The organism is Streptomyces sp. NPDC029956, assembly GCF_055574655.1.
The window spans coordinates 179,146-196,759 of record NZ_JBVHZJ010000006.1 but is presented as its reverse complement, the minus strand read 5'-3'; the positions used below and the strand labels follow the sequence as shown (position 1 = coordinate 196,759).

The 17,614-nt window shown below is 74.2% G+C and carries 14 protein-coding genes and 1 tRNA gene; 7 read left to right on the top strand and 8 right to left on the bottom strand.

From position 1 onward, the window contains the following. Positions 1-149 precede the first annotated feature (149 nt). A tRNA-His gene (locus tag ACZ4XX_RS07075) sits at positions 150-222 on the top strand. A 52-nt stretch (positions 223-274) separates the two neighbouring features. On the opposite strand, the gene ACZ4XX_RS07070 is transcribed toward ACZ4XX_RS07075, so the two are convergent. The 5 genes from ACZ4XX_RS07070 to ACZ4XX_RS07050 form a co-directional block, all read right to left on the bottom strand. After that, positions 275-1,624: a glycoside hydrolase family 10 protein gene (locus tag ACZ4XX_RS07070; protein ID WP_468506911.1), complete on the bottom strand. Its 1,350-nt coding sequence runs from the start codon at positions 1,622-1,624 to the stop codon at positions 275-277. Beyond that, on the bottom strand, positions 1,609-4,281 hold the full coding sequence (locus tag ACZ4XX_RS07065; protein WP_468506910.1) for a cellulose binding domain-containing protein: 2,673 nt from the start codon (positions 4,279-4,281) through the stop codon (positions 1,609-1,611). The genes ACZ4XX_RS07070 and ACZ4XX_RS07065 overlap by 16 nt, the downstream gene beginning before the upstream one ends. A gap of 246 nt (positions 4,282-4,527) precedes the next feature. Continuing rightward, entirely contained in the window at positions 4,528-6,048 is a 1,521-nt protein-coding gene (locus ACZ4XX_RS07060) for a glycoside hydrolase family 18 protein (protein WP_468506909.1), read from the bottom strand. A 163-nt stretch (positions 6,049-6,211) separates the two neighbouring features. After that, the gene (locus tag ACZ4XX_RS07055) at positions 6,212-7,621 is read right to left on the bottom strand and encodes a sensor histidine kinase (protein ID WP_468506908.1); all 1,410 of its coding nucleotides are present in this window, start codon (positions 7,619-7,621) and stop codon (positions 6,212-6,214) included. Further along, positions 7,618-8,319 (bottom strand): response regulator transcription factor, encoded by a 702-nt coding sequence (locus ACZ4XX_RS07050; RefSeq protein WP_329279058.1) that lies wholly within the window; start codon positions 8,317-8,319, stop codon positions 7,618-7,620. Before ACZ4XX_RS07050 ends, ACZ4XX_RS07055 begins: the two co-directional genes overlap by 4 nt. 78 nt (positions 8,320-8,397) lie before the next feature. Here ACZ4XX_RS07050 and ACZ4XX_RS07045 point away from each other — a divergent pair, with 78 nt between their 5' ends. Continuing rightward, positions 8,398-8,976, top strand: a complete 579-nt coding sequence (locus ACZ4XX_RS07045; protein WP_468506907.1) for a hypothetical protein — start codon at positions 8,398-8,400, stop codon at positions 8,974-8,976. 25 nt (positions 8,977-9,001) lie between these two features. On the opposite strand, the gene ACZ4XX_RS07040 is transcribed toward ACZ4XX_RS07045, so the two are convergent. Beyond that, positions 9,002-9,868, bottom strand: coding sequence for a spermidine synthase (locus tag ACZ4XX_RS07040; RefSeq protein WP_468506906.1), 867 nt, complete (start codon positions 9,866-9,868; stop codon positions 9,002-9,004). Positions 9,869-9,948: 80 nt separating this feature from the next. Then, positions 9,949-10,434 carry a hypothetical protein gene (locus ACZ4XX_RS07035; protein WP_468506905.1) on the bottom strand — a complete coding sequence of 162 codons (486 nt, stop codon included), beginning with the start codon at positions 10,432-10,434 and terminating at the stop codon, positions 9,949-9,951. A 223-nt stretch (positions 10,435-10,657) separates the two neighbouring features. Between ACZ4XX_RS07035 and ACZ4XX_RS07030 the strand changes: the two genes are divergently transcribed. Continuing rightward, the gene (locus ACZ4XX_RS07030) at positions 10,658-11,944 is read left to right on the top strand and encodes a tetratricopeptide repeat protein (RefSeq protein WP_468506904.1); all 1,287 of its coding nucleotides are present in this window, start codon (positions 10,658-10,660) and stop codon (positions 11,942-11,944) included. A 40-nt stretch (positions 11,945-11,984) separates the two neighbouring features. Here ACZ4XX_RS07030 and ACZ4XX_RS07025 read toward each other — a convergent pair whose 3' ends face one another. Then, a complete protein-coding gene (locus ACZ4XX_RS07025; RefSeq protein ID WP_468506903.1) occupies positions 11,985-12,578 on the bottom strand; it encodes a histidine phosphatase family protein in 594 nt (197 codons plus the stop codon). Positions 12,579-12,723: 145 nt separating this feature from the next. Here ACZ4XX_RS07025 and ACZ4XX_RS07020 point away from each other — a divergent pair, with 145 nt between their 5' ends. From ACZ4XX_RS07020 to ACZ4XX_RS07005, 4 genes are read left to right on the top strand one after another with little or no spacing between them, the layout of a single operon-like run. After that, the gene (locus tag ACZ4XX_RS07020) at positions 12,724-13,563 is read left to right on the top strand and encodes a phosphatase PAP2 family protein (RefSeq protein WP_468506902.1); all 840 of its coding nucleotides are present in this window, start codon (positions 12,724-12,726) and stop codon (positions 13,561-13,563) included. Next, positions 13,496-14,626 (top strand): hypothetical protein, encoded by a 1,131-nt coding sequence (locus tag ACZ4XX_RS07015; RefSeq protein ID WP_468506901.1) that lies wholly within the window; start codon positions 13,496-13,498, stop codon positions 14,624-14,626. Before ACZ4XX_RS07020 ends, ACZ4XX_RS07015 begins: the two co-directional genes overlap by 68 nt. Further along, complete coding sequence (locus tag ACZ4XX_RS07010) at positions 14,617-16,206, top strand: hypothetical protein (protein ID WP_468506900.1); 1,590 nt, start codon at positions 14,617-14,619, stop codon at positions 16,204-16,206. Before ACZ4XX_RS07015 ends, ACZ4XX_RS07010 begins: the two co-directional genes overlap by 10 nt. Next, positions 16,203-17,573, top strand: a complete 1,371-nt coding sequence (locus ACZ4XX_RS07005) for a DEAD/DEAH box helicase family protein (RefSeq protein ID WP_468506899.1) — start codon at positions 16,203-16,205, stop codon at positions 17,571-17,573. The genes ACZ4XX_RS07010 and ACZ4XX_RS07005 overlap by 4 nt, the downstream gene beginning before the upstream one ends. Positions 17,574-17,614: the final 41 nt, after the last annotated feature.

Sequence of the window (17,614 nt, the reverse complement as noted above, 5' to 3'; positions counted from 1 at the left end):
CACCCCCAACCCCCCCCCCCCCCCCCCCCCCCCCCCCCCCCCCCCCCCCCCCCCCCCCCCCCCCCCCCCCCCCCCCCCCCCCACCCCCCAGGACCCTGTAGACTTCTTCTCGGCCGGTCAGGGAAACCTTCGGGAAACCGCCGGTCATGGTGGGTATAGCTCAGACGGTAGAGCACCTGGTTGTGGTCCAGGATGTCGCGGGTTCGAGTCCCGTTACTCACCCTGTCGATGCAGGCCCCGGTTCATCTGAACCGGGGCCTGCGTCATTCCCCGGCTACGTTCCCGGTGTGCAGGTGAGGTCCGTCGGGGGCGGGTTGGCCCCGGTCCACGTGCCGTTGAAGCCGAAGGCGGTCGAGCCGGCCGGGGGAAGCGTCGCGTTGTACGCGAGGTGGGTGGCCGTCACCTCCGCCGCGGCCTGGGTCACCGTCGCGTTCCACGCCTGGGTGACCCGTTGGCCGGCGGGCTGTGTCCAGCGGACGGTCCAGCCGTTCAGCGGGGCCGTACCCGTGTTCCGGAGGGTGACCTGGGCCGTGAAGCCGCCCGTCCACTGACTGGTGACGGCGTATGTGACGGAGCACACACCGGGGGTCGGCGGGGTCACCGGGGCGAGGGTCTCGGCGATCCCCGCGTACGCGGGCTTGGCCCCGAGGTTCTCGTCGTACGGCGTCGCCGCTCCCTGGCCCGGGAAGAAGTCCGGGATCCAGGAGTCGGAGTCGGTGAAGCCCCAGACGGTGACGCCCGCGCAGCGGGTGACGGCGAGGCAGGCGCGCAGGACGGAGGCGTAGTCCGCCCTCTGCCGGGCGAGCTTCTCGGCCGTGGCCGGCAGGGTCATCCTGATGTCGAGTTCGGTGATCGCCACGTCCACGCCGAGTTCGGCGAAGCGGCGCAGGTTGGCCTCCAGGGAGGCGGGCACCTGGCCGAGGACGAGATGGGCCTGGAAGCCGACCCCGTCGACCGGGACGCCCTGCGCCAGGAGCCGCTTCACCAGGGCGTACATGCCGTCGCTCTTCGCGCCGACGGCGTCGGTCGAGTAGTCGTTGAGATAGAGCTTCGCGGCCGGGTCGGCGGCGCGGGCCGCGCGGAAGGCGTCCGCGATGTACGACTCGCCGAGGGCCGCGCCCCAGAGGGAGGGGCGCAGGGTCCCGTCCTCGTCCAGGGGTTCGTTGACGACGTCCCAGTGGTCGATCCGGCCCTTGTAGCGGCCGGCCTCCGCGGTGATGTGGTCGGTCATGAGGGTACGGAGCCGGTCGGCGGTCCAGGTGCCGCCGGTGAGCCAGCCGGGGAGCTGGCTGTGCCAGACGAGGGTGTGGCCGCGCACCTGCTGGCCATGGGCCTCGGCGAAGGCGACGACACGGTCCGCGCCGGCCCAGTCGTACGTGCCCTGGGTGGGCTCCACGGAGTCCCACTTCATCTCGTTGCCGGGGGTGAGGGAGCCGAACTGGGCCCCGGCGACGTCCGCGTAGCCGCCGGTGAGCTTCCCGGCGGTGACGGCGCTGCCGAGGTAGACGCCGCGGGCCTCGGCGAGGTCCCGCAGCGGGGTGTCGGCGGCGGAGGCGGGGCCGGCGGTGGTGCTGGTGAGGACGGCGGCGAGCAGGGCCGCGCCGGTGATCAGGCGACGGAGCACGTCGTCCCTCCGAGGGTGAAGGCCGGCGGTACGGGGTTGGTGCCGGTCCAGGTGCCGGTGAAGCCGAAGGAGGCGGAGGCGCCGGCGGCGACGGCGCCGTTCCAGCCGGCGTTCTGGGCGGTGACGGCGGTGCCTGTCTGGACGGGGGTGGCGTTCCACATCTGGCCGACGCGCTGGCCGGCCGGGTAGTCCCAGCCGAGCTTCCAGCCGGTCCAGGCGGTGGTGGAGGTGTTGGTGAGGGTGACGTCGGCCTGGAAGCCGCCCTGCCACTGGTTGGTCACCTTGTACGCGACCTTGCAGGCGCCGCCGGCCGGGGGTGTGCCCGGGTCGGTGCCGCCGCCGTCGCCGCCGCCGGTCTCACTCGTGTCGCCGTAGATGATGCCGCGGCCGTTGGTGGAGACGTACACCCGGCCGTAGACACGCGGGTCGCCGGTGATCGCGCCGCCGGTCCAGCCCCACTGGTGGGCGTCGTCGTTGACGCGGACCCAGCTCGCGCCCGCGTCGGTGGAGCGGAAGATGCCGCGTACGCCGCCGATCTTCGCGCTGCTGAAGAGGGTGGGGTACGCGGCTCCCGGGGCGGCCTTGCCGAAGCCGACGGTGTCGGCCTGTTCGACGCCGGAGACCCGGGTGAAGGTGGCGCCGCCGTCGGTGGAGTGCCAGAGGCCGTAGCCGGCGTCGGGAGCGCCGCCGGAGAGCCAGATGTCGCCCTTCCTGCCGGGGACGGCCTTGAAGCGGACCTCGCCCTTGGCGGGGAGGCCGGTGGCGCGGGCGGTGAAGCTCGCGCCGCCGTCCGTGCTGGCGTAGAAGGTGCCGGACGCGAAGCCGTAGAAGGTGAGCGGGTCGACGCGGTCGGACTCGACGGTCGCGCCGGCCGGGATGCCGGTCGATGCGGTCCACGCGCCGCCGGTGCCGGTGTGGACGCCGGTACCGGCCGGGCTCCAGACGAAGCGGCCGCCGTCGGCGCCCGCCGCGACCGTGCCGCCGCCGGTGACGCCCGAGGGCTCCTGTCCGGCGCGCCAGTTGGCCCCGTTGTCGGCGGAGAAGGCGACGCGCGGGCCGCCGTCGAGGTGCCCGGCGCGGACGACGGTGTCGGGCTTGGTCTCGGCGAAGTCGACGCTGGTGGTCGAGGTGAAGTCGGGGCCGGTGAACATCATCGACGGGACCTTGGTGAGGTCCGTGTGCCGGAAGCCGCCGATGTCGCCGAGGGCGCTGATCAGCGGGGCGCCGGAGGGCGGCGAGGCCAGGTCGAGGACGGCGGTCTCCTCCAGGCCCTTGACCATCGGCCGGATCGTGAAGGGCGTGCCGGTGTCCCACTTGCCGAGGTCCTGGGTGCCGTACACGGTGGCGCCCGTGCCGTACATCATGCGGTTCGAGTCGAAGGGATCGATCTCCAGCGCCTCGGTCATCCAGCCGAGTTTCGGGGTCTGCTCGGGCGGGGCCGGGGCGGCGCCCCAGGTCAGCCAGGGCACGGAGGAGACGTCCATCGTGTAGCGGTCGGACCGGTTCGGGTACGAGGTGTAGTCCCAGGCCCTGGTCCAGCTGCCGCCGCTGTCGGTGGAGCGGAAGATCTGGGTGTCGGGGTACCAGGAGCTGTAGCCGGAGACCATCACGGTGCCGGGGTGCTGCCGGTCGACGGTGAGACCGCTGAAGCCGTAGTAGGTGTCGGACTCGGCGACGGGGCTGATGTCCGTCCAGGTGCCGGTGGCCGTGGCGTACCGCCAGACCTGGCCCTTGGAGCCGTCGTACGGGCCGGCGGTGTCGCTGTACGCGAGGTAGAGGTAGCCGTTCCCGGCGTCGAGGACGCCCTTGTGGGCGAGGTACCCGGTGGGCTGGCCGGGGAGCCGGGTCCAGGTGGCGCCGGCGTCGGTGGAGCGGTAGACGGCGTTCTGCTTGTCGCCGACGCCGACGTAGATCGTGCTCGTCGCGCTGCCCGCCGTACCGGTGGACTCGTCGAAGGTGACCCAGACGATGCCCTGCTCGTCGGAGTTGTAGCCGCTGGTGTCGGTCGGGTCCTGCTGGTGGTTGCCGGGGTTGGTGAAGGAGGTGACCTTCGACCAGGTGACGCCGGAGTCGGTGGAGCGCCAGAGGCCGTTGCCGCTGGGGGTGCCGAGGTAGAGGACGCTGTTCCTGTGCGGGTCGACGGCGAGGCGCTCGCCCATGCCGCGGCCGGGCATGTTGCCGCCGAGCTTGAAGGGCAGGTCGGCGCGCTGCCAGGTGGCGCCCCGGTCGGCGGAGCGCAGGACGGCGCCGTTGCCGGGGTCCCAGTCGTTCGTGTACGTGCCGACGGCGGCGTACACCCGGTCGGGGTCGACGCTGTCGGAGGCGAGTCCGACGACGCCGGTGTGACCCCAGTGGTCCCAGCCGACGGAGTCGAGGAGCGGGGTCCAGGAGGTGGTGGCCTGGTTCCAGCGGTAGGCGCCGCCGATGTCGGTGCGGGCGTAGACGAGGTTCTTCTCGGTCCGGTTGAAGACGATGCCGGGGACGAAGCCGCCGCCGTCGACGCGCACGTTCTTCCAGGTGTAGGAGGAGGAGGCCGCCGCGGCAGTGGAGGGGGCGGCGGGCTCGGCGGAGGTGGGGGCGGCGGTGGCCGGCACCGCTCCCGTGAGGAGGCCCGCGGTGAGGGCGAGCCCCGCGAGGAGATGGCGTGTGCTGCGCATGGGGGATCCCGTCGAAGATTGAATGGGAGCGCTCCCACTATTGAGGCGGTGTCAGAACACGGTCAAGGTCCGGGAATCGTCGAAGACGTTCGACGGGGCGCGGGGCGGCGGGGTCCGCGGGGCCGGGCGGAGGGACTCGCCCGACAGCCGGGCGGCGGACACAGGAGTGCGCGCCCCGGCCGAGGGGGGGTGGGGTGTCTCAGGCCGGGGCGCGCGGTGTGGGGGGCGCAGTGGTGTGCGGGGCGCCTACTTGTAGGCGGCGAAGGCCTTCGTGAAGGCCAGCGGCTGCTGGAGGATCGAGGAGCAGGTGGCGTCGGCGCGGTTCACGGCGCCGTCGGGGCACTGCTTGTCCCGGGTCGAGGACCACATCGAGAGCCAGCCGATGCCCTTGGACTTCGCGAAGTCGACGAGCTGGGTGGCGTCGTCGACCTTGAAGATCTCGCTCACGACGTCGTTGACGCCGATCATCGGGGTGACGGCGACGGCCTTCCAGGCGGCCGCGTCGGAGAGCCCGAGGACCCCCTTGATCTGCGCCTGGGTCGCGGTCGCGGCCTGGACGGCGTACGTGCCCATGTCGGCGCTGTAGGCCGGCCCGTAGTCCATCGCCATGATGTTGACGGCGTCGACGCGGACGCCGTTGCGCTTGGCGTCGGCGAGCAGGTCGACGCCCGGCTGGGTCAGGCCCTCGGGCATGACCGGCAGGGTGAAGGAGACGTTCAGGCCGGGGTGGGACTTCTGGAGCTGGGCGATGGCCTGCGAGCGGCGGGTGTTGGCGGCGGTGTCGGGCAGGGCCGCGCCCTCGACGTCGAAGTCGACCTTCGTGAGCTTGTACTGGTCGACGACCTTGCCGTACGCGGCGGCCAGCGCCGAGGACGAGGAGCAGTTCAGGGCCAGTTCGTGCCCGGCGGCGCCGCCGAAGGAGACCCGGACGTCGCCGCCCTTGGCGCGCAGGGCGCCTATCTGGGCGGCGACCTTGTCGTTCGCCAGGTCGGTGACCCCGCCCCACAGCGGGGCGCAGGAGCCGCCCGAGGTGATGAAGGCGAGGTTGAACTCCTTCACGCCGGTGGCGTCGGCGGTCGCGAGGAGGTCGTACGCCGGGTAGAGCGAGGTGTCGACGTACGGGGCGTACCTGGCGGCGGTGACGGGCCCGCCGGTCGCGGTCGCCGTGGGCGTCGGGGTGGGGGTGGGGGTGGCCGTGGGCTTCGGGGGCGCCGTGGTGGTGGCGGTGGCGGTCGGCCTCGGGGTCGTGGTGGCCGTGGCGGTGGGCTTCGGCGTCGCCGTGGGGGTGGGGGCGGTCGTGGTGGGGCGGCCGCTGGGGGTGGGGGCGGCGCCTCCGGCGGAGCAGGCCGCCTTGTTGATCCGGCAGTTGGCCGGGTCGCCGGCCTGTCCGGCGGCCGAGGTGACGAAGCCGACGGTGACGGACCGGCCGGGGGCGAGCTGCCTGTTCCAGTCGGCGGGCTTCACGGTGACGTGGCTGCCGGAGACGGTGTGCTCGCCGTTCCAGAGGGAGCTGATGGTCGTGCCGGCCGGCAGGTCGAACTCGAGGGTCCAGTCGGACTGGGCGGCGGAGGTCTCGTTGGTGACGACGTACTGGCCGGTGTAGCCGCCGGTCCAGGAGCTGGTCCTGGTGTACGCGGCGCCGACCGCGGCGGCCTGGGCCGTACCGGTGAGCGCGAACGCGGCGCCGCCGACGACCGCGGCGGCGACGACCGCGCCGACGACCTTGGTCCTGGTGCTCGCCCTGCGCCGGTGCGAACTGGTGCCCATCGCGTGCCTGCCTCTGCGTGCTGGGGGGTGGGGAAGGGGTGCGGCAGCAAGCTAGCGACTGCGAAACGGACAATCCGGCGTCCGGGGACACGGCTGGGGATCCTTAGGCTCCGCTTAAGGAAGGCATCGGAACCAGGAAAGGTTGGGGCCGGACCGATGCCGGTCAGTTCTCGGCGGCCCGGCGGGTGCCGCCGCCCCCGCGCCGGCGGCGGGCCGGGCGGTGACCGCGGCGGCCGGTCGCGCCGCCCGTGCGGCGCCCGTCGAGGCCGATCCAGATCCGGACCTCGGTACCGCCGAGCACCGAGTGCCCGATGCGGACGTCGCCGCCGGTGGTCTCCGCCATCCGCCGCACGATGTCCAGGCCGAGGCCCGTGGAGCCGTCCCTGGCCCCGCTGTTGCCCCGGGCGAGTGCGGCGGCCGGGTCGGCGATGCCGGGGCCCGCGTCGGAGACGAGGACGATGACGGCGTCCTCGCCGTTGTGGACGTCGATCGAGAAGGCCGTTCCCTCGGGGGTGTGCCGGAAGACGTTGCCGAGCAACGCGTCGAGGGCGGCGACGAGTTCGGGTCGCGCGACCGGGATGCGGACCGGTCGCTCGACGCCCGCGACGCGGACGCGACGGCCCTCGTCCTCGGCGAGCGCCGACCAGAACTCCATGCGTTCGCGGACCACTTCGGCGGCGTCGCAGCCCGCGCCGGGACCGGTCGCCTGGGTCTGCGGCTTCGCGTCCCTTGCGGTCCGGATGATGGTGTCGACCTCGCGCTCCAGCTGCTCGACGGCCGCGCGGGTCTGCTCGGCGGCCGGACCCGAGCCCAGCGAGGCCGCGTTGAGCCGGAGCACGGTGAGCGGGGTGCGGAGCCTGTGGGAGAGGTCCGCTGCCAGTTCCCGCTCGTTGGCGAGGAGCTGGACGACCTGGTCGGCCATCGAGTTGAACGCGACGGCGGCCGACTTGAGTTCGGGCGGGCCCTCCTCGGGGACGCGTGCGCCGAGCCTGCCCTCGCCGAGGTCGTGGGCGGCGCCCGCGAGCCGCTGCGCGGGCTGGACCATCCGGACGCCGAGCCGGTCGGCGACGGCGACGGAGCCGACGATCAGGGCGATGCCGACCCCGGCGAGGACCAGCCAGGCGGTGGCGACGCCGTTGGACACCTCGCCCTCGGGGACGAAGAGTTCGACGATGGCGACCTTGCCGCTGCTGAGCGCGGTGGGCTGGAGCAGCGCGAAGCCGCCCGGCACCTCGGCGATGGACGCCCGGCCGAGCCGGCGGGTGGCGGCCAGCTCCTCCTCACCGGCCCGCCGGGTGCCGATCTCCAGGCCCGCGTCGCCGGGTTCGGCGGCCGGCACGTGGACGGCGAGCCGCCCGGCGGCCCCGTCCTCGGTGGTGGCGACGGCCTTGTCGAGCTCGTCGCGGTCGGTGGTGATGGCGAGCACGGGGGCGAGGCCGGCGGCCCGCCGTTCGGCGTTGGAGAACGCCCGGTCGCGGGCCATCTCCTTGACGACGAGCCCGAGGGGTACGGCGAAGGCGACGACGACCATGGCGGTGACGGCGAGCGACACCTTGACGAGCGCCCATCTCACGGCTGCGGCTCCCGTGGCGGTTCCAGCTTCACGCCGACGCCGCGCAGGGTGTGCAGGTAGCGGGGCCGGGCGGCCGTCTCGCCCAGTTTCCGCCGTAGCCACGACAGGTGTACGTCGATGGTCTGGTCGTCCCCGTACGACTGCTGCCAGACCTCGGCGAGCAGTTCCTTGCGCGGGACGACCACCCCGGGCCGGCCGGCGAGGAAGGCGAGCAGGTCGAACTCGCGCCGGGTCAGGTCCAGGGGCGCCCCGTCGAGTTCCGCCTGTCGGCGCAGCGGGTCGACGGTGAGCCCGCCGACCTGGATCACCCGCGGCGGCGGTGCCTCGCCCGCGGCGGACCGGGCCCGGCGCAGGACGGCGGCCATCCTGGCCGAGAGGTGGTCGACCGAGAAGGGCTTGACGAGGTAGTCGTCGGCCCCGGCGTGGAGGAGCCGTACGATCTCCGCCTCGTCGTCACGGGCGGTCGCGATGATCACGGGTACGTCGGTGATCCCGCGCAGCATCTTGAGCGCCTCCGACCCGTCCAGATCGGGCAGTCCGAGGTCCAGGATGACCACGTCGAACCTGAAATGGGCGACCTCGCGCAACGCCTCCAGAGCCGTACCGACGCTCCGTACCGTGTGGGAGGCCTCGGAGAGCCGGCGGATGAGGGCGGAGCGCACGAACTGGTCGTCCTCGACCACGAGCACACTTGCCATGGGCGGCACCGTACGCCATTCGGGGGAATGTGAGGCAAGGAGCACCCTGCGGTGAGGGCGTGAACGGTGTGGTGCAGTATGGCCCGGATGCGAAGAGGACTCGTTCACGCCCTGGCCTGGTCGCTCGCCACCGGCGCGGCGGTCACGCTCTCCTGGTGGGGGGTGCACACGGTCATGTCCGGGACGGTGTACGACCCCCCGCGCGCGCTGCCCCTCCCGGCCGGCAGCGCCGGTGAGACGGACGCGGCCGGCAGCGATCCGGTGACCTCCTCGACCCGCCGGCCCGAGACCGCCGAGCCCACCGCGGCCGTCACGAGCAAGCCGACGCCGAGCGGTGAGCGTTCGAGCCCGGCCGCCCCGGCCACCACCCCCGCGCGGACGGCGCGGCCGACGACGCAGGCGCCGCCCGTCACCACGCCGCCCGCCGACTCGAACGTGAAGACCTACACGGTGGACGGCGGCAGGGTCACCTTCGACCTGGGCGAGCACTCGGCCGAACTGGTCTCCGCGATCCCCGCCTCCGGCTGGCAGATGCAGGTGTGGAAGCAGACGACCTGGATCCGGGTCACGTTCACGGCGAACGGCCGTGAACTGTCCGTCTTCTGCGTCTGGCACGACACCGCGCCCCGCGTGGAGATCGACGACCGCACGGTGTGACGCGACGCCCCGGGCGGTCGGCCCGTCAGCGGAAGACGGACGCGGGCGGTACGGGTGAGGGCTTGGCGCTCGCGTCGGTGACCGGCACCGCTCCCCCCGCGAAGTCGGCGAGTTCCCGCCCGTGTTCGACCCGGCCCGGGTGCGGGTCGGTGGCGACCCGGCGGGTCAGTTCGGCCACCGGCAGTTCCCGGTCGGCGGCGAGCAGCACCGCGTTGCCGAAGCGGCGGCCGCGCAGCACCGTCGGGTCGGCGGCCAGCGCCAGCTCGGGGAAGACGGCCGCGGCGGTGGCGATCTGGCCGCGGAGATGGGTCAGCGGCGGGCCGTCGGCCAGGTTCGCGGCGTAGAAGCCGCCGGGCCGCAGCACCCGCCGTACCTCTGCGAGGAACTCCGTGCTGGTCAGATGCGCCGGGGTGCGGGCCCCGCTGAACACATCGGCGATGACGAGGTCGGCCCAGCCGTCCTGGACCTTGGCGAGCCCGGCGCGGGCGTCGGTGGAGCGGACCCGGATCCGGGCCCCGGCGTCGAGCGGCAGCTCCCGGCGGACGAGCTGCACGAGGAGCCCGTCGAGCTCCACGATCTGCTGCGTGGAGCGGGGCCGGGTCGCGGCGACGTACCGGGCGAGGGTGAAGGCGCCGCCGCCGAGGTGGACGACCTGCAGCGGCCGGTTCGGCGGGGCGACGAGGTCGGCGATGTGGCCGAGGCGCCGCTGGTACTCGAAGGTGAGACGGGCCGGGTCGTCGAGGTCCACGTGGGACTGCGGGGCGCCGTCGATGAGCAGGGTCCAGGCGCGGGGGCGCTCCCGGTCGGGTATGAGTTCGGCGAGCCCGCCGTCGACGGTCTCGACGACGGAGGCGGCGGACGCCGCCCGGTCGCGCTGCTTGTTCCTGGCCACGGGCCCATTATCGGGTCATTCGCCCCGGCCCCGCCCGACGGCCCCGGGACCGCGTCGAGGGGACCCCTCCGCGGCCGCCGTCAGTGACAGCCGTCCGCCGCCTCGATGAGCCGGGCGGCCTCGCCGAGCGCCTCGCGCAGGACGACGGGGTCGGTGACCGGGTCGGTGTCGCCGGGGGGCAGCAGCCATCCGGCGGGTCGGGGCGCGTCCCCGGCGGGTTCGGGCAGTTCCGGCAGCTCGGGGAGGCGCAGGCCGCGGCCCGAGGTCCGGGTGCACGCGCTGCCGGGCATGTCCCAGGCGGCGGCCGTGCCGGGCGGGACGAGGAAGCCGAGGGTGTCGCAGGTGCCGTCGTGGACGACGGGGCCGACGGCGGGGACGGCGCCGCGCCGCAGGATGTCGACGGCCTCGAGACCCTGCCGGACCGGCACGGTCACCAGGTCCCAGGGCTCGGCGGACTGCTGGACGGCTGCCGGAACCTGACTGCGGTCCTGGGGGGTGGGCCGGGACGCGGGGGCGTCCGGGGCGGGCGCCTGGCGCGTGGCCGACTGGGAACCGATCTCCGACATGGGACCCCTCCTCGCTCCTGAGGAGACACGTTCCGTCTCTCCCTTACGGTTCAACGCCCGTGCGCGTCAACGGCTACGGCGCCATGCCGCCGCAAAGGATGGCAGTTCATGGCAGATCACAGGCGAGATATCCGATTTGTAGCCAAACTCTGCGTACGCATCCGGTCACAGCAGGTACGTTCTTGCCGCCGGACCACCCGGCAGCACAGGAGAGGGCTCGGCCATGGCGATGTCACGGGCAGTTCCCAATCTCGCCTTCCGCCGGCTCCGCGGACAGCATTCGCCGGCGGAGTTCGCCGCGGCGGTCCGCCGGGCGGCGCGGGAGATCGGCGAACAGGTCGCGTGCGACGCCCGCTACATCGGGCGCGTGGAAGCGGGCGAGATCCGTTGCCCCAACTACGCGTACGAGCGGGTCTTCCTGCACATGTTCCCCGGTCTGGGTCTCTCCGACCTGGGCTTCTCCGCGCGGGAGACGGTGCGCGGCCGGCGACAGCCGGTCGCGGCCGGGGCACCGGCTCCCGCGGCACTCCCGACCCGGAACGATGAGGAGAGCGACGTGCTGCGTCGCGCATTCATGACGAGCGGCTCCGCCACCCTGGCGGCCGCCTCGCTGGGACTCGGCGGCCCCGCCGTCGCGATCCCGGCCCCCCGCGGCACCCACCGGATCGGCGACGCCGAGGTGCGGGCCGTCGAGGACGCCGTACGGCAGATCCGCCTGCTCGACGACCGGCACGGCGCCGACGGGCTCTACAAGGTCGCCGCCCACCCGCTCCGGGCCGCGTACGCGCTGCTCGACACGGGCACCATGACCCGCCGCTCCACCGAGGACCGGCTGCACGCGGGCGCGGGTGAGCTCTCCCTCTCGGTGGGCTGGCTGGCCCACGACTCGGGCCGGCACGACGACGCCCGCTCGCACTACGCCGAGGCCCTCGCCACCGCCCGCGTGTCGGGGAACGCGGCCCTGGAGGCGCACGCCTTCTGCAACACGTCCTTCCTCGCCCGGGACACCGGCCGGTTCCGCGAGGCGGTGCGGGCCGCGCAGGCGGGCCTGCGGGCCGCGCAGCCGCTGGACTCGGCCCGGCTGCTCTCGCTGCTCTCGCTGCGGGAGGCGGCCGCGTGGGCGGGGCTCGGCGACCGGTCGGCCTGTGAGCAGGCCCTCGGCCGCGCCCACGGCTTCTTCGACCGGGGCGCGACGGACGACGACCCCGAGTGGATGTCGTTCTTCGGGGAGCCGGAGCGGGAGGCGCTGGAGGCCCAGTGCTGGTCGGCCCTGGGCGACTGGGGCCGGGCGGCCCGGCACTCCCACCGGGCCACGGTCCTGCAGAACCCGCACTTCGCGCGGAACCTGGCGCTCTACCGCGCCCATCTCGCCAAGAACCTGGCCCACGCGGGCCGCCCGGACGAGGCCGCGGCGGAGGCGAAGCGGGTGGTGGACTCCCTGGAGGGCATCGCGTCGGCCCGGATCCGCGGCATGCTCTCGGACACCCGCCAGGTCCTGGCCGCGTACTGACCGGCGGCCGGGAGCCGCTGCTCCCGGTGCCCGGTGCCGCCTACTCCAGGTGCCCGGTGTCGTTCCAGCGCTCGATCGCCGGGGCGCCGTACGCCCAGCCCAGGACGGACAGGCTCGTCGGGTCGAGGCGGATGCGGGAGGCGAAGGAGACGTCCTCGCCGAGCCAGCGGGCGCCGATCGACCGCAGGATGTGGCCGTGGGCGAAGACCAGGACGTCACGGTCGGCCGAGCGGACCCGGTTCACGATCTCGTCGGCGCGGTCCGACAGCTGCGCCAGGGTCTCTCCGTCCGGCACTCCGTCGCGCCAGATGAACCAGCCCGGCCGGATCTCCTGGATCTGCGCCGGGGTCAGCCCCTCGTACGCCCCGTAGTCCCACTCCATCAGCGCGTCCCAGGGCTCCACCCGCTCGCCGAAACCGGCGATCCCGCAGGTCTCGCTCGCGCGGACCAGGGGGCTGGTGCGCACCTCCACCCCGGGCAGCCCCTGCCAGGGGCCGCGGTGGAGCCGCTCACCGAGGAGCTTCGCGCCGCGCCGCCCCTCGTCGAGCAGCGGGATGTCGGTCCTGCCGGTGTGCCGGCCGAGAAGTGACCACTCGGTCTGGCCGTGCCGGGCGAGCAGGATGCGCGGTGCCATGGGAAGGATCTCCAGGAGTTCACGGTGCGGACGTGCCTCCGTCCATCATCGCCCACGTGGATTCGGGGTGGCCTCCGGGCAACCCGCGGGCGGCCTCCGGCGTCCCCTCCCCCGGGGCGATCACCGGTTGGGGGGACCTTTTCGTATGCGCAAGCCACGCTGGTGGGCCGAGTTGGCGCTGATCGCGGTCGTGTACGCGGCCTATTCGGGCGGGCGGCTGCTCGTCCGTGGCGACGAGGCCTCGGCCGTCGAGCACGGGCTTGCGATCCTCCGCGTGGAACGGCTCTTCGGGATCGACGCCGAGCACCCGCTGAACCGGCTGTTCACGGACGTCCCCGCGCTCGGCGTCCCTGCCGACTTCGCGTACGCCTCGCTGCACTACCTCGTCACCCCGGCGATCCTGGTCTGGCTCTTCCGCCGCCGCCCCGCCCACTACCGGGCCGCCCGCACCTGGCTGATGGTCTCCACCCTGCTCGGCCTGGTCGGCTTCACCCTGCTGCCCACCTGCCCGCCCCGGCTGCTCGACCCGGTGTACGGCTTCACCGACACGATGGCGCACTTCAGCGCGTACGGCTGGTGGGGCGGCGAGGCCAGCGCGCCGCGCGGGCTGGGCGGTCTCACGAACCAGTACGCGGCCATGCCCAGCCTGCACGTCGGCTGGGCGCTGTGGTGCGGGGTGATGCTCTGGCGGTACGGGCGGACACCGGTCACGAAGGCGCTCGGAGTGGTCTATCCGCTGGTCACGACGCTGGTCGTGATGGGGACGGCCAACCACTATCTGCTCGACGCGGTGGCCGGCGCGGCCGTGATGGGCGCCGGTCTGCTCCTCACCCCGCACGCGCTGCGGCTCGCCCGGCGGCTGCGCGGGACGGCGGAAGCGCCCCCGGTTGTCAGTGCCGGATGCGAGACTTCCACGGGTGAGCGCATCCCCGGACAGCGGTCTGTCCCGACCTCCGCAGACGACACGTCGACAGCGGCTCGCTGAGCTGCGCGGACCGGCCACTCCGCCGCGTCCGCTGGACGCGCGGGCCCTCGCGGCACTGGCCGCCAACCCCGGCTGCCGGCGCCGGGCCCTGCTCGACGGCGCGGGGGTCGACAAGTCCGCGCTGGCCGCGAAGCTCGGCTCCCCCGCCCCCTTCGGGCAGTCCCAGTTCGCGATCGTCCGGGGCAACTCCTTCGAGGCGAAGGTCAAGGCGGACGGCGGCCGCGAGCTGCTGCGCCTGATCGGAGTCGAGGAGCCGGGGACGGTGTCCGTGCCCGAGCTGGCCGCCGCCGGACCCGAGGGACGGGTGGCGCGCACCGCGCTCGCCCTGCGGGAGGCGACCGCGGCGGGGACCTGGACGCTGCTCGACCATCCGCTGCTCGCCCTGGAGGTGGCCGGTTCGCCGGTGTACCTGGAGCCGGACGCGGTGGTGGTCGGGCCCGACGGCGGGTGGACGGTCGTGGAGATCAAGTCCTTCCCGATGGTCGACGGCGCGGCGGACGCGTCGAAGGTGGGCGCGGCGGCCCGGCAGGCCGCCGTGTACGTGCTCGCGCTCGAACGGGTGGCGGCGGTGACCGAGGGCGCCCGCGTCGCCCGGTCGGTGCTGCTCGTGTGCCCGAAGGACTTCTCCAACCTGCCGACGGCCTCGGTCGTCGACGTGCGCAAGCAGCGGGCGGTCACCCGGCGCCAGCTGGACCGGCTGACCCGGATCGACGAGATCGCGGCGGCGCTGCCGGAGGGCGTCAGCTTCGACGTGGCGGAGCGTTCGGCCGAGGAGCTGACGGCGTCCGTGGAGTGCGTGCCCCATCAGTACGCGCCGGAGTGCCTGGCCGCCTGCGAGCTGGCCTTCCACTGCCGGTCGCGGGCCCGGCAGGCGGACGCGGTGGAGACCCTGGGCCGTTCGGTACGGGGTGAGCTGGGCGGCCTCACGACGGTCGGCGCGGTCCTCGCGGCGGCGCGGGGCGAGGAGGGCGACCCGGCGGATCCGGCGGTGGCGGCCCTGCGCAGGGCGCGGGCGCTGCGCGAGGAAGCACTGGCGGAGTCGGGGGCGCGGGCATGTCGCTGATCTCCACCCTCGCCCGTATGGAGGCCGTCGAGTCCGGGCGCGCGCAGCCCCTCGCGACCGTCCGGCACCGCCGGGTCTCCGAGCGGCCGCTCGTCCTCGTGCCGCTGACCACGGCCGGTGAGGCGGGCGCCCCGCTGGGCGCGCTCGTCGGCACCGACCCGGAGGAGCCGCGGCTCCTGGTGGTGGCCCAGCCCCGGGACCGGGACCTGCGGTTCGCGTTCCTCGCCGACCTGGCGGAGGAGGTCCTGCCGTACATCGACTCCTTCGCGGAGGCCGTCGAGGCGGCGGAGAAGAGCGAGGTCGACCCCGAGACCGGCAAGAAGGTGAAGGTCGAGGTCGAACTGTGCGCGGACGCGCCGCAGCTGATCGTGCCGAGCCGGGCCGGCGTCGAGTACGTACGGCTGCTCGGGCGGTCGACGCGGTTCCGGCGGACCGCCGAGCAGGACCCGGAGACGCCGTTCCCCGCGCCGCCGCGCGTGCCGCTGCTGGGGCGCTGGCTGACGCACTTCGGCGACCGGGCCCGGGTGCCCGGTTCCTCGCTGCTGCTGTCGGCGACCGATCTCCTCAACCGGCACTGGGCGACCGGCCAGTCCTCCCTGGAGGACCAGCACCTGGGCGCGCTGCTCGCCTGGATCGATCCGTCCGACGGGGAGCCGGGCGCCGAGGCGGCGCTGCGGGCCGAGACCGGGCGGGACTCCGAGGGGCAGTTGCTGTGCCCGCCCGCCGGTCCCGCCACCGATCCCGCCTTCGACAACCGGCTCCTCGCTCCGGCGATCGAACGGTACGACCGCGCCCGGCAGGCCGTCGGCGCCGCCGAGGACGGCGAGGCGGCCGAGCGCGGACTCGGCGAACTGCACCGGGCCGAGCGGGAGCTGCGCCGGCTGGTGGCCTCGCAGATGAAGCCGGCCTGGGACGCGGTCTGGCAGGCGATCGGCCTGCTGCGGGAGCTGCCGGAGGGGGTCAGGGTCGAGGACCGCTGGACCCGCGACCGCTGGTCCTTCACCGCCCACCGGGACCGGGTCATCGCCGGTGAGCCGCCGCAGCCGCGCCGGGACGACGCCGTGACGGCGGCCCGGAAGCTCGCCGCACGCGAGCAGGCGCAGGGCCAACTGGAGGCGCAGGAGGCCCTCGACGATCCACTGGTGCTCGCCGGACGGCGGCTGTCGGGCGAGGCGTTCACGGCCGAGGTGGTCGAGGTGACGATGGCGTGGACGGAGTCCAAGCGGCCCGCTCCGCGCCCGCTGCTCACGGTCCGCACCGAGGACCGGCCGCACCTGGGCGAGAAGGTGAAGGTGTTCCGCTCGCTCGGCGGGAAGCCGCAGTCGGCGGAGTTCGTGCGGTACGAGGAGGACGGGTCGCTGCTGCTGCGCCTCCTCGACAGGATGGGCCGCTCGAAGGAGCCCGCGGAGGGCTCGGTGCCGGAGAAGGGCGAGCGGATCGCCTGGACGCTGTTCGAGCACGACCAGCGGGTCGGGCCGCAGTTGCCGGAGGCGGAGGAGACGCCCTGGACGCACGGCGGTCCGCCCCGGACCGACGTGGTGGAACTCCCCGACGCCGTGACCACGGAGGACGTGCTGTGACCGTGTTCGACCTGTCGACCCCGCCCGTCGACGACGCGGCGCCCTTCGACCCCTCGGCCGCCGCGGGCAAGGCGACGGCCGACATCCTCGCGGCCACCCTGCACGGCACCGCGCGCGGTGTCGTGGTGGACTCCCCGCCGGGCGCGGGGAAGTCGACGCTCGTGGTGCGCGCCGCGCTCGAACTGGCCGCGGCCGGGCGCCCCCTGATGGTGGTGGCCCAGACGAACGCGCAGGTGGACGACCTGGTCCTGCGGCTCGCCGAGAAGGAGCCCGACCTGGAGGTCGGCCGGCTGCACTCGAACGACAGCGACCCGTACGACAAGGCGCTCGACGACCTGGAGAACGTACGGAAGTCGGCGAAGGCCGGGGAGCTGACCGGGCTGCCGGTCGTCCTCTCCACGGCCGCCAAGTGGGCTCACGTGAAGAACGTCGAGCCGTGGGCGCACGCGATCGTCGACGAGGCGTACCAGATGCGCTCGGACGCGCTGCTCGCCGTGGCGGGGCTCTTCGAGCGGGCGCTGTTCGTGGGCGACCCGGGGCAGTTGGACCCCTTCTCGGTGGTGGGCGCCGAGCAGTGGGCGGGGCTCTCGTACGACCCGTCGGCGAGCGCGGTCTCCACCCTGCTCGCGCACAACCCGGAGCTGCCGCAGCACCGGCTGCCGGTGTCCTGGCGGCTGCCCGCCTCGGCGGCGCCGCTGGTCTCGGACGCGTTCTACCCGTTCACGCCGTTCCGCAGCGGCACCGGGCACGGGGACCGGAAGCTCTCCTTCTCGGTCGCATCGGACGGTTCGGGCCCCGACCGGGTCCTCGACGAGGCGGCGCAGTCGGGCTGGGGCCTGCTCGAACTCCCCGCCCGGCACACCCCCCGCACCGACCCGGAGGCGGTCGGCGCGGTCGCCCTCGTGGTGCGCCGGCTCCTCGACCGGGGCGGCGCCGCGGTCTCGGAGCGCGCGGAGAACCCCGTGCCGCTGACGCCGGACCGGGTCGCGGTCGGCACCGCGCACCGCGACCAGGCGGCGGCGGTCCGGGCGGCCCTCGCCGAACTGGGCGTCTCGGGCGTGACGGTGGACACCGCGAACCGGCTCCAGGGGCGGGAGTACGACGTGACCGTCGTCCTCCATCCGCTGTCCGGGCGCCCCGACGCGACGGCCTTCCACCTGGAGACGGGCCGGCTGTGCGTCCTCGCGTCCCGGCACCGGCACGCGTGCATCGTGGTCTGCCGGTCGGGGGTCACGGACCTGCTCGACGCGCACCCGTCGACCGAGCCGGTCCAGCTGGGCGTCGCCGTGTCGTTCCCGGACGGCTGGGAGGCGAACCACGCGGTCCTCTCCCACCTGGAGGAGCACCGGGTCGCCTGGACGCCCTGAGCCCTACGGGGACTCCCCCGGCTCCACGGGGACTCCCCGAG

Bases quoted from the DNA above. Each gene is read 5' to 3' on its own strand.
- ACZ4XX_RS07065 (WP_468506910.1), bottom strand. From the start codon at position 4,281: ATGCGCAGCACACGCCATCTCCTCGCGGGGCTCGCCCTCACCGCGGGC.
- ACZ4XX_RS07060 (WP_468506909.1), bottom strand. From the start codon at position 6,048: ATGGGCACCAGTTCGCACCGGCGCAGGGCGAGCACCAGGACCAAGGTC.
- ACZ4XX_RS07050 (WP_329279058.1), bottom strand. From the start codon at position 8,319: ATGGCAAGTGTGCTCGTGGTCGAGGACGACCAGTTCGTGCGCTCCGCC.
- ACZ4XX_RS07045 (WP_468506907.1), top strand. From the start codon at position 8,398: ATGGCCCGGATGCGAAGAGGACTCGTTCACGCCCTGGCCTGGTCGCTC.
- ACZ4XX_RS07035 (WP_468506905.1), bottom strand. From the start codon at position 10,434: ATGTCGGAGATCGGTTCCCAGTCGGCCACGCGCCAGGCGCCCGCCCCG.
- ACZ4XX_RS07030 (WP_468506904.1), top strand. From the start codon at position 10,658: ATGGCGATGTCACGGGCAGTTCCCAATCTCGCCTTCCGCCGGCTCCGC.
- ACZ4XX_RS07025 (WP_468506903.1), bottom strand. From the start codon at position 12,578: ATGGCACCGCGCATCCTGCTCGCCCGGCACGGCCAGACCGAGTGGTCA.
- ACZ4XX_RS07020 (WP_468506902.1), top strand. From the start codon at position 12,724: ATGCGCAAGCCACGCTGGTGGGCCGAGTTGGCGCTGATCGCGGTCGTG.
- ACZ4XX_RS07010 (WP_468506900.1), top strand. From the start codon at position 14,617: ATGTCGCTGATCTCCACCCTCGCCCGTATGGAGGCCGTCGAGTCCGGG.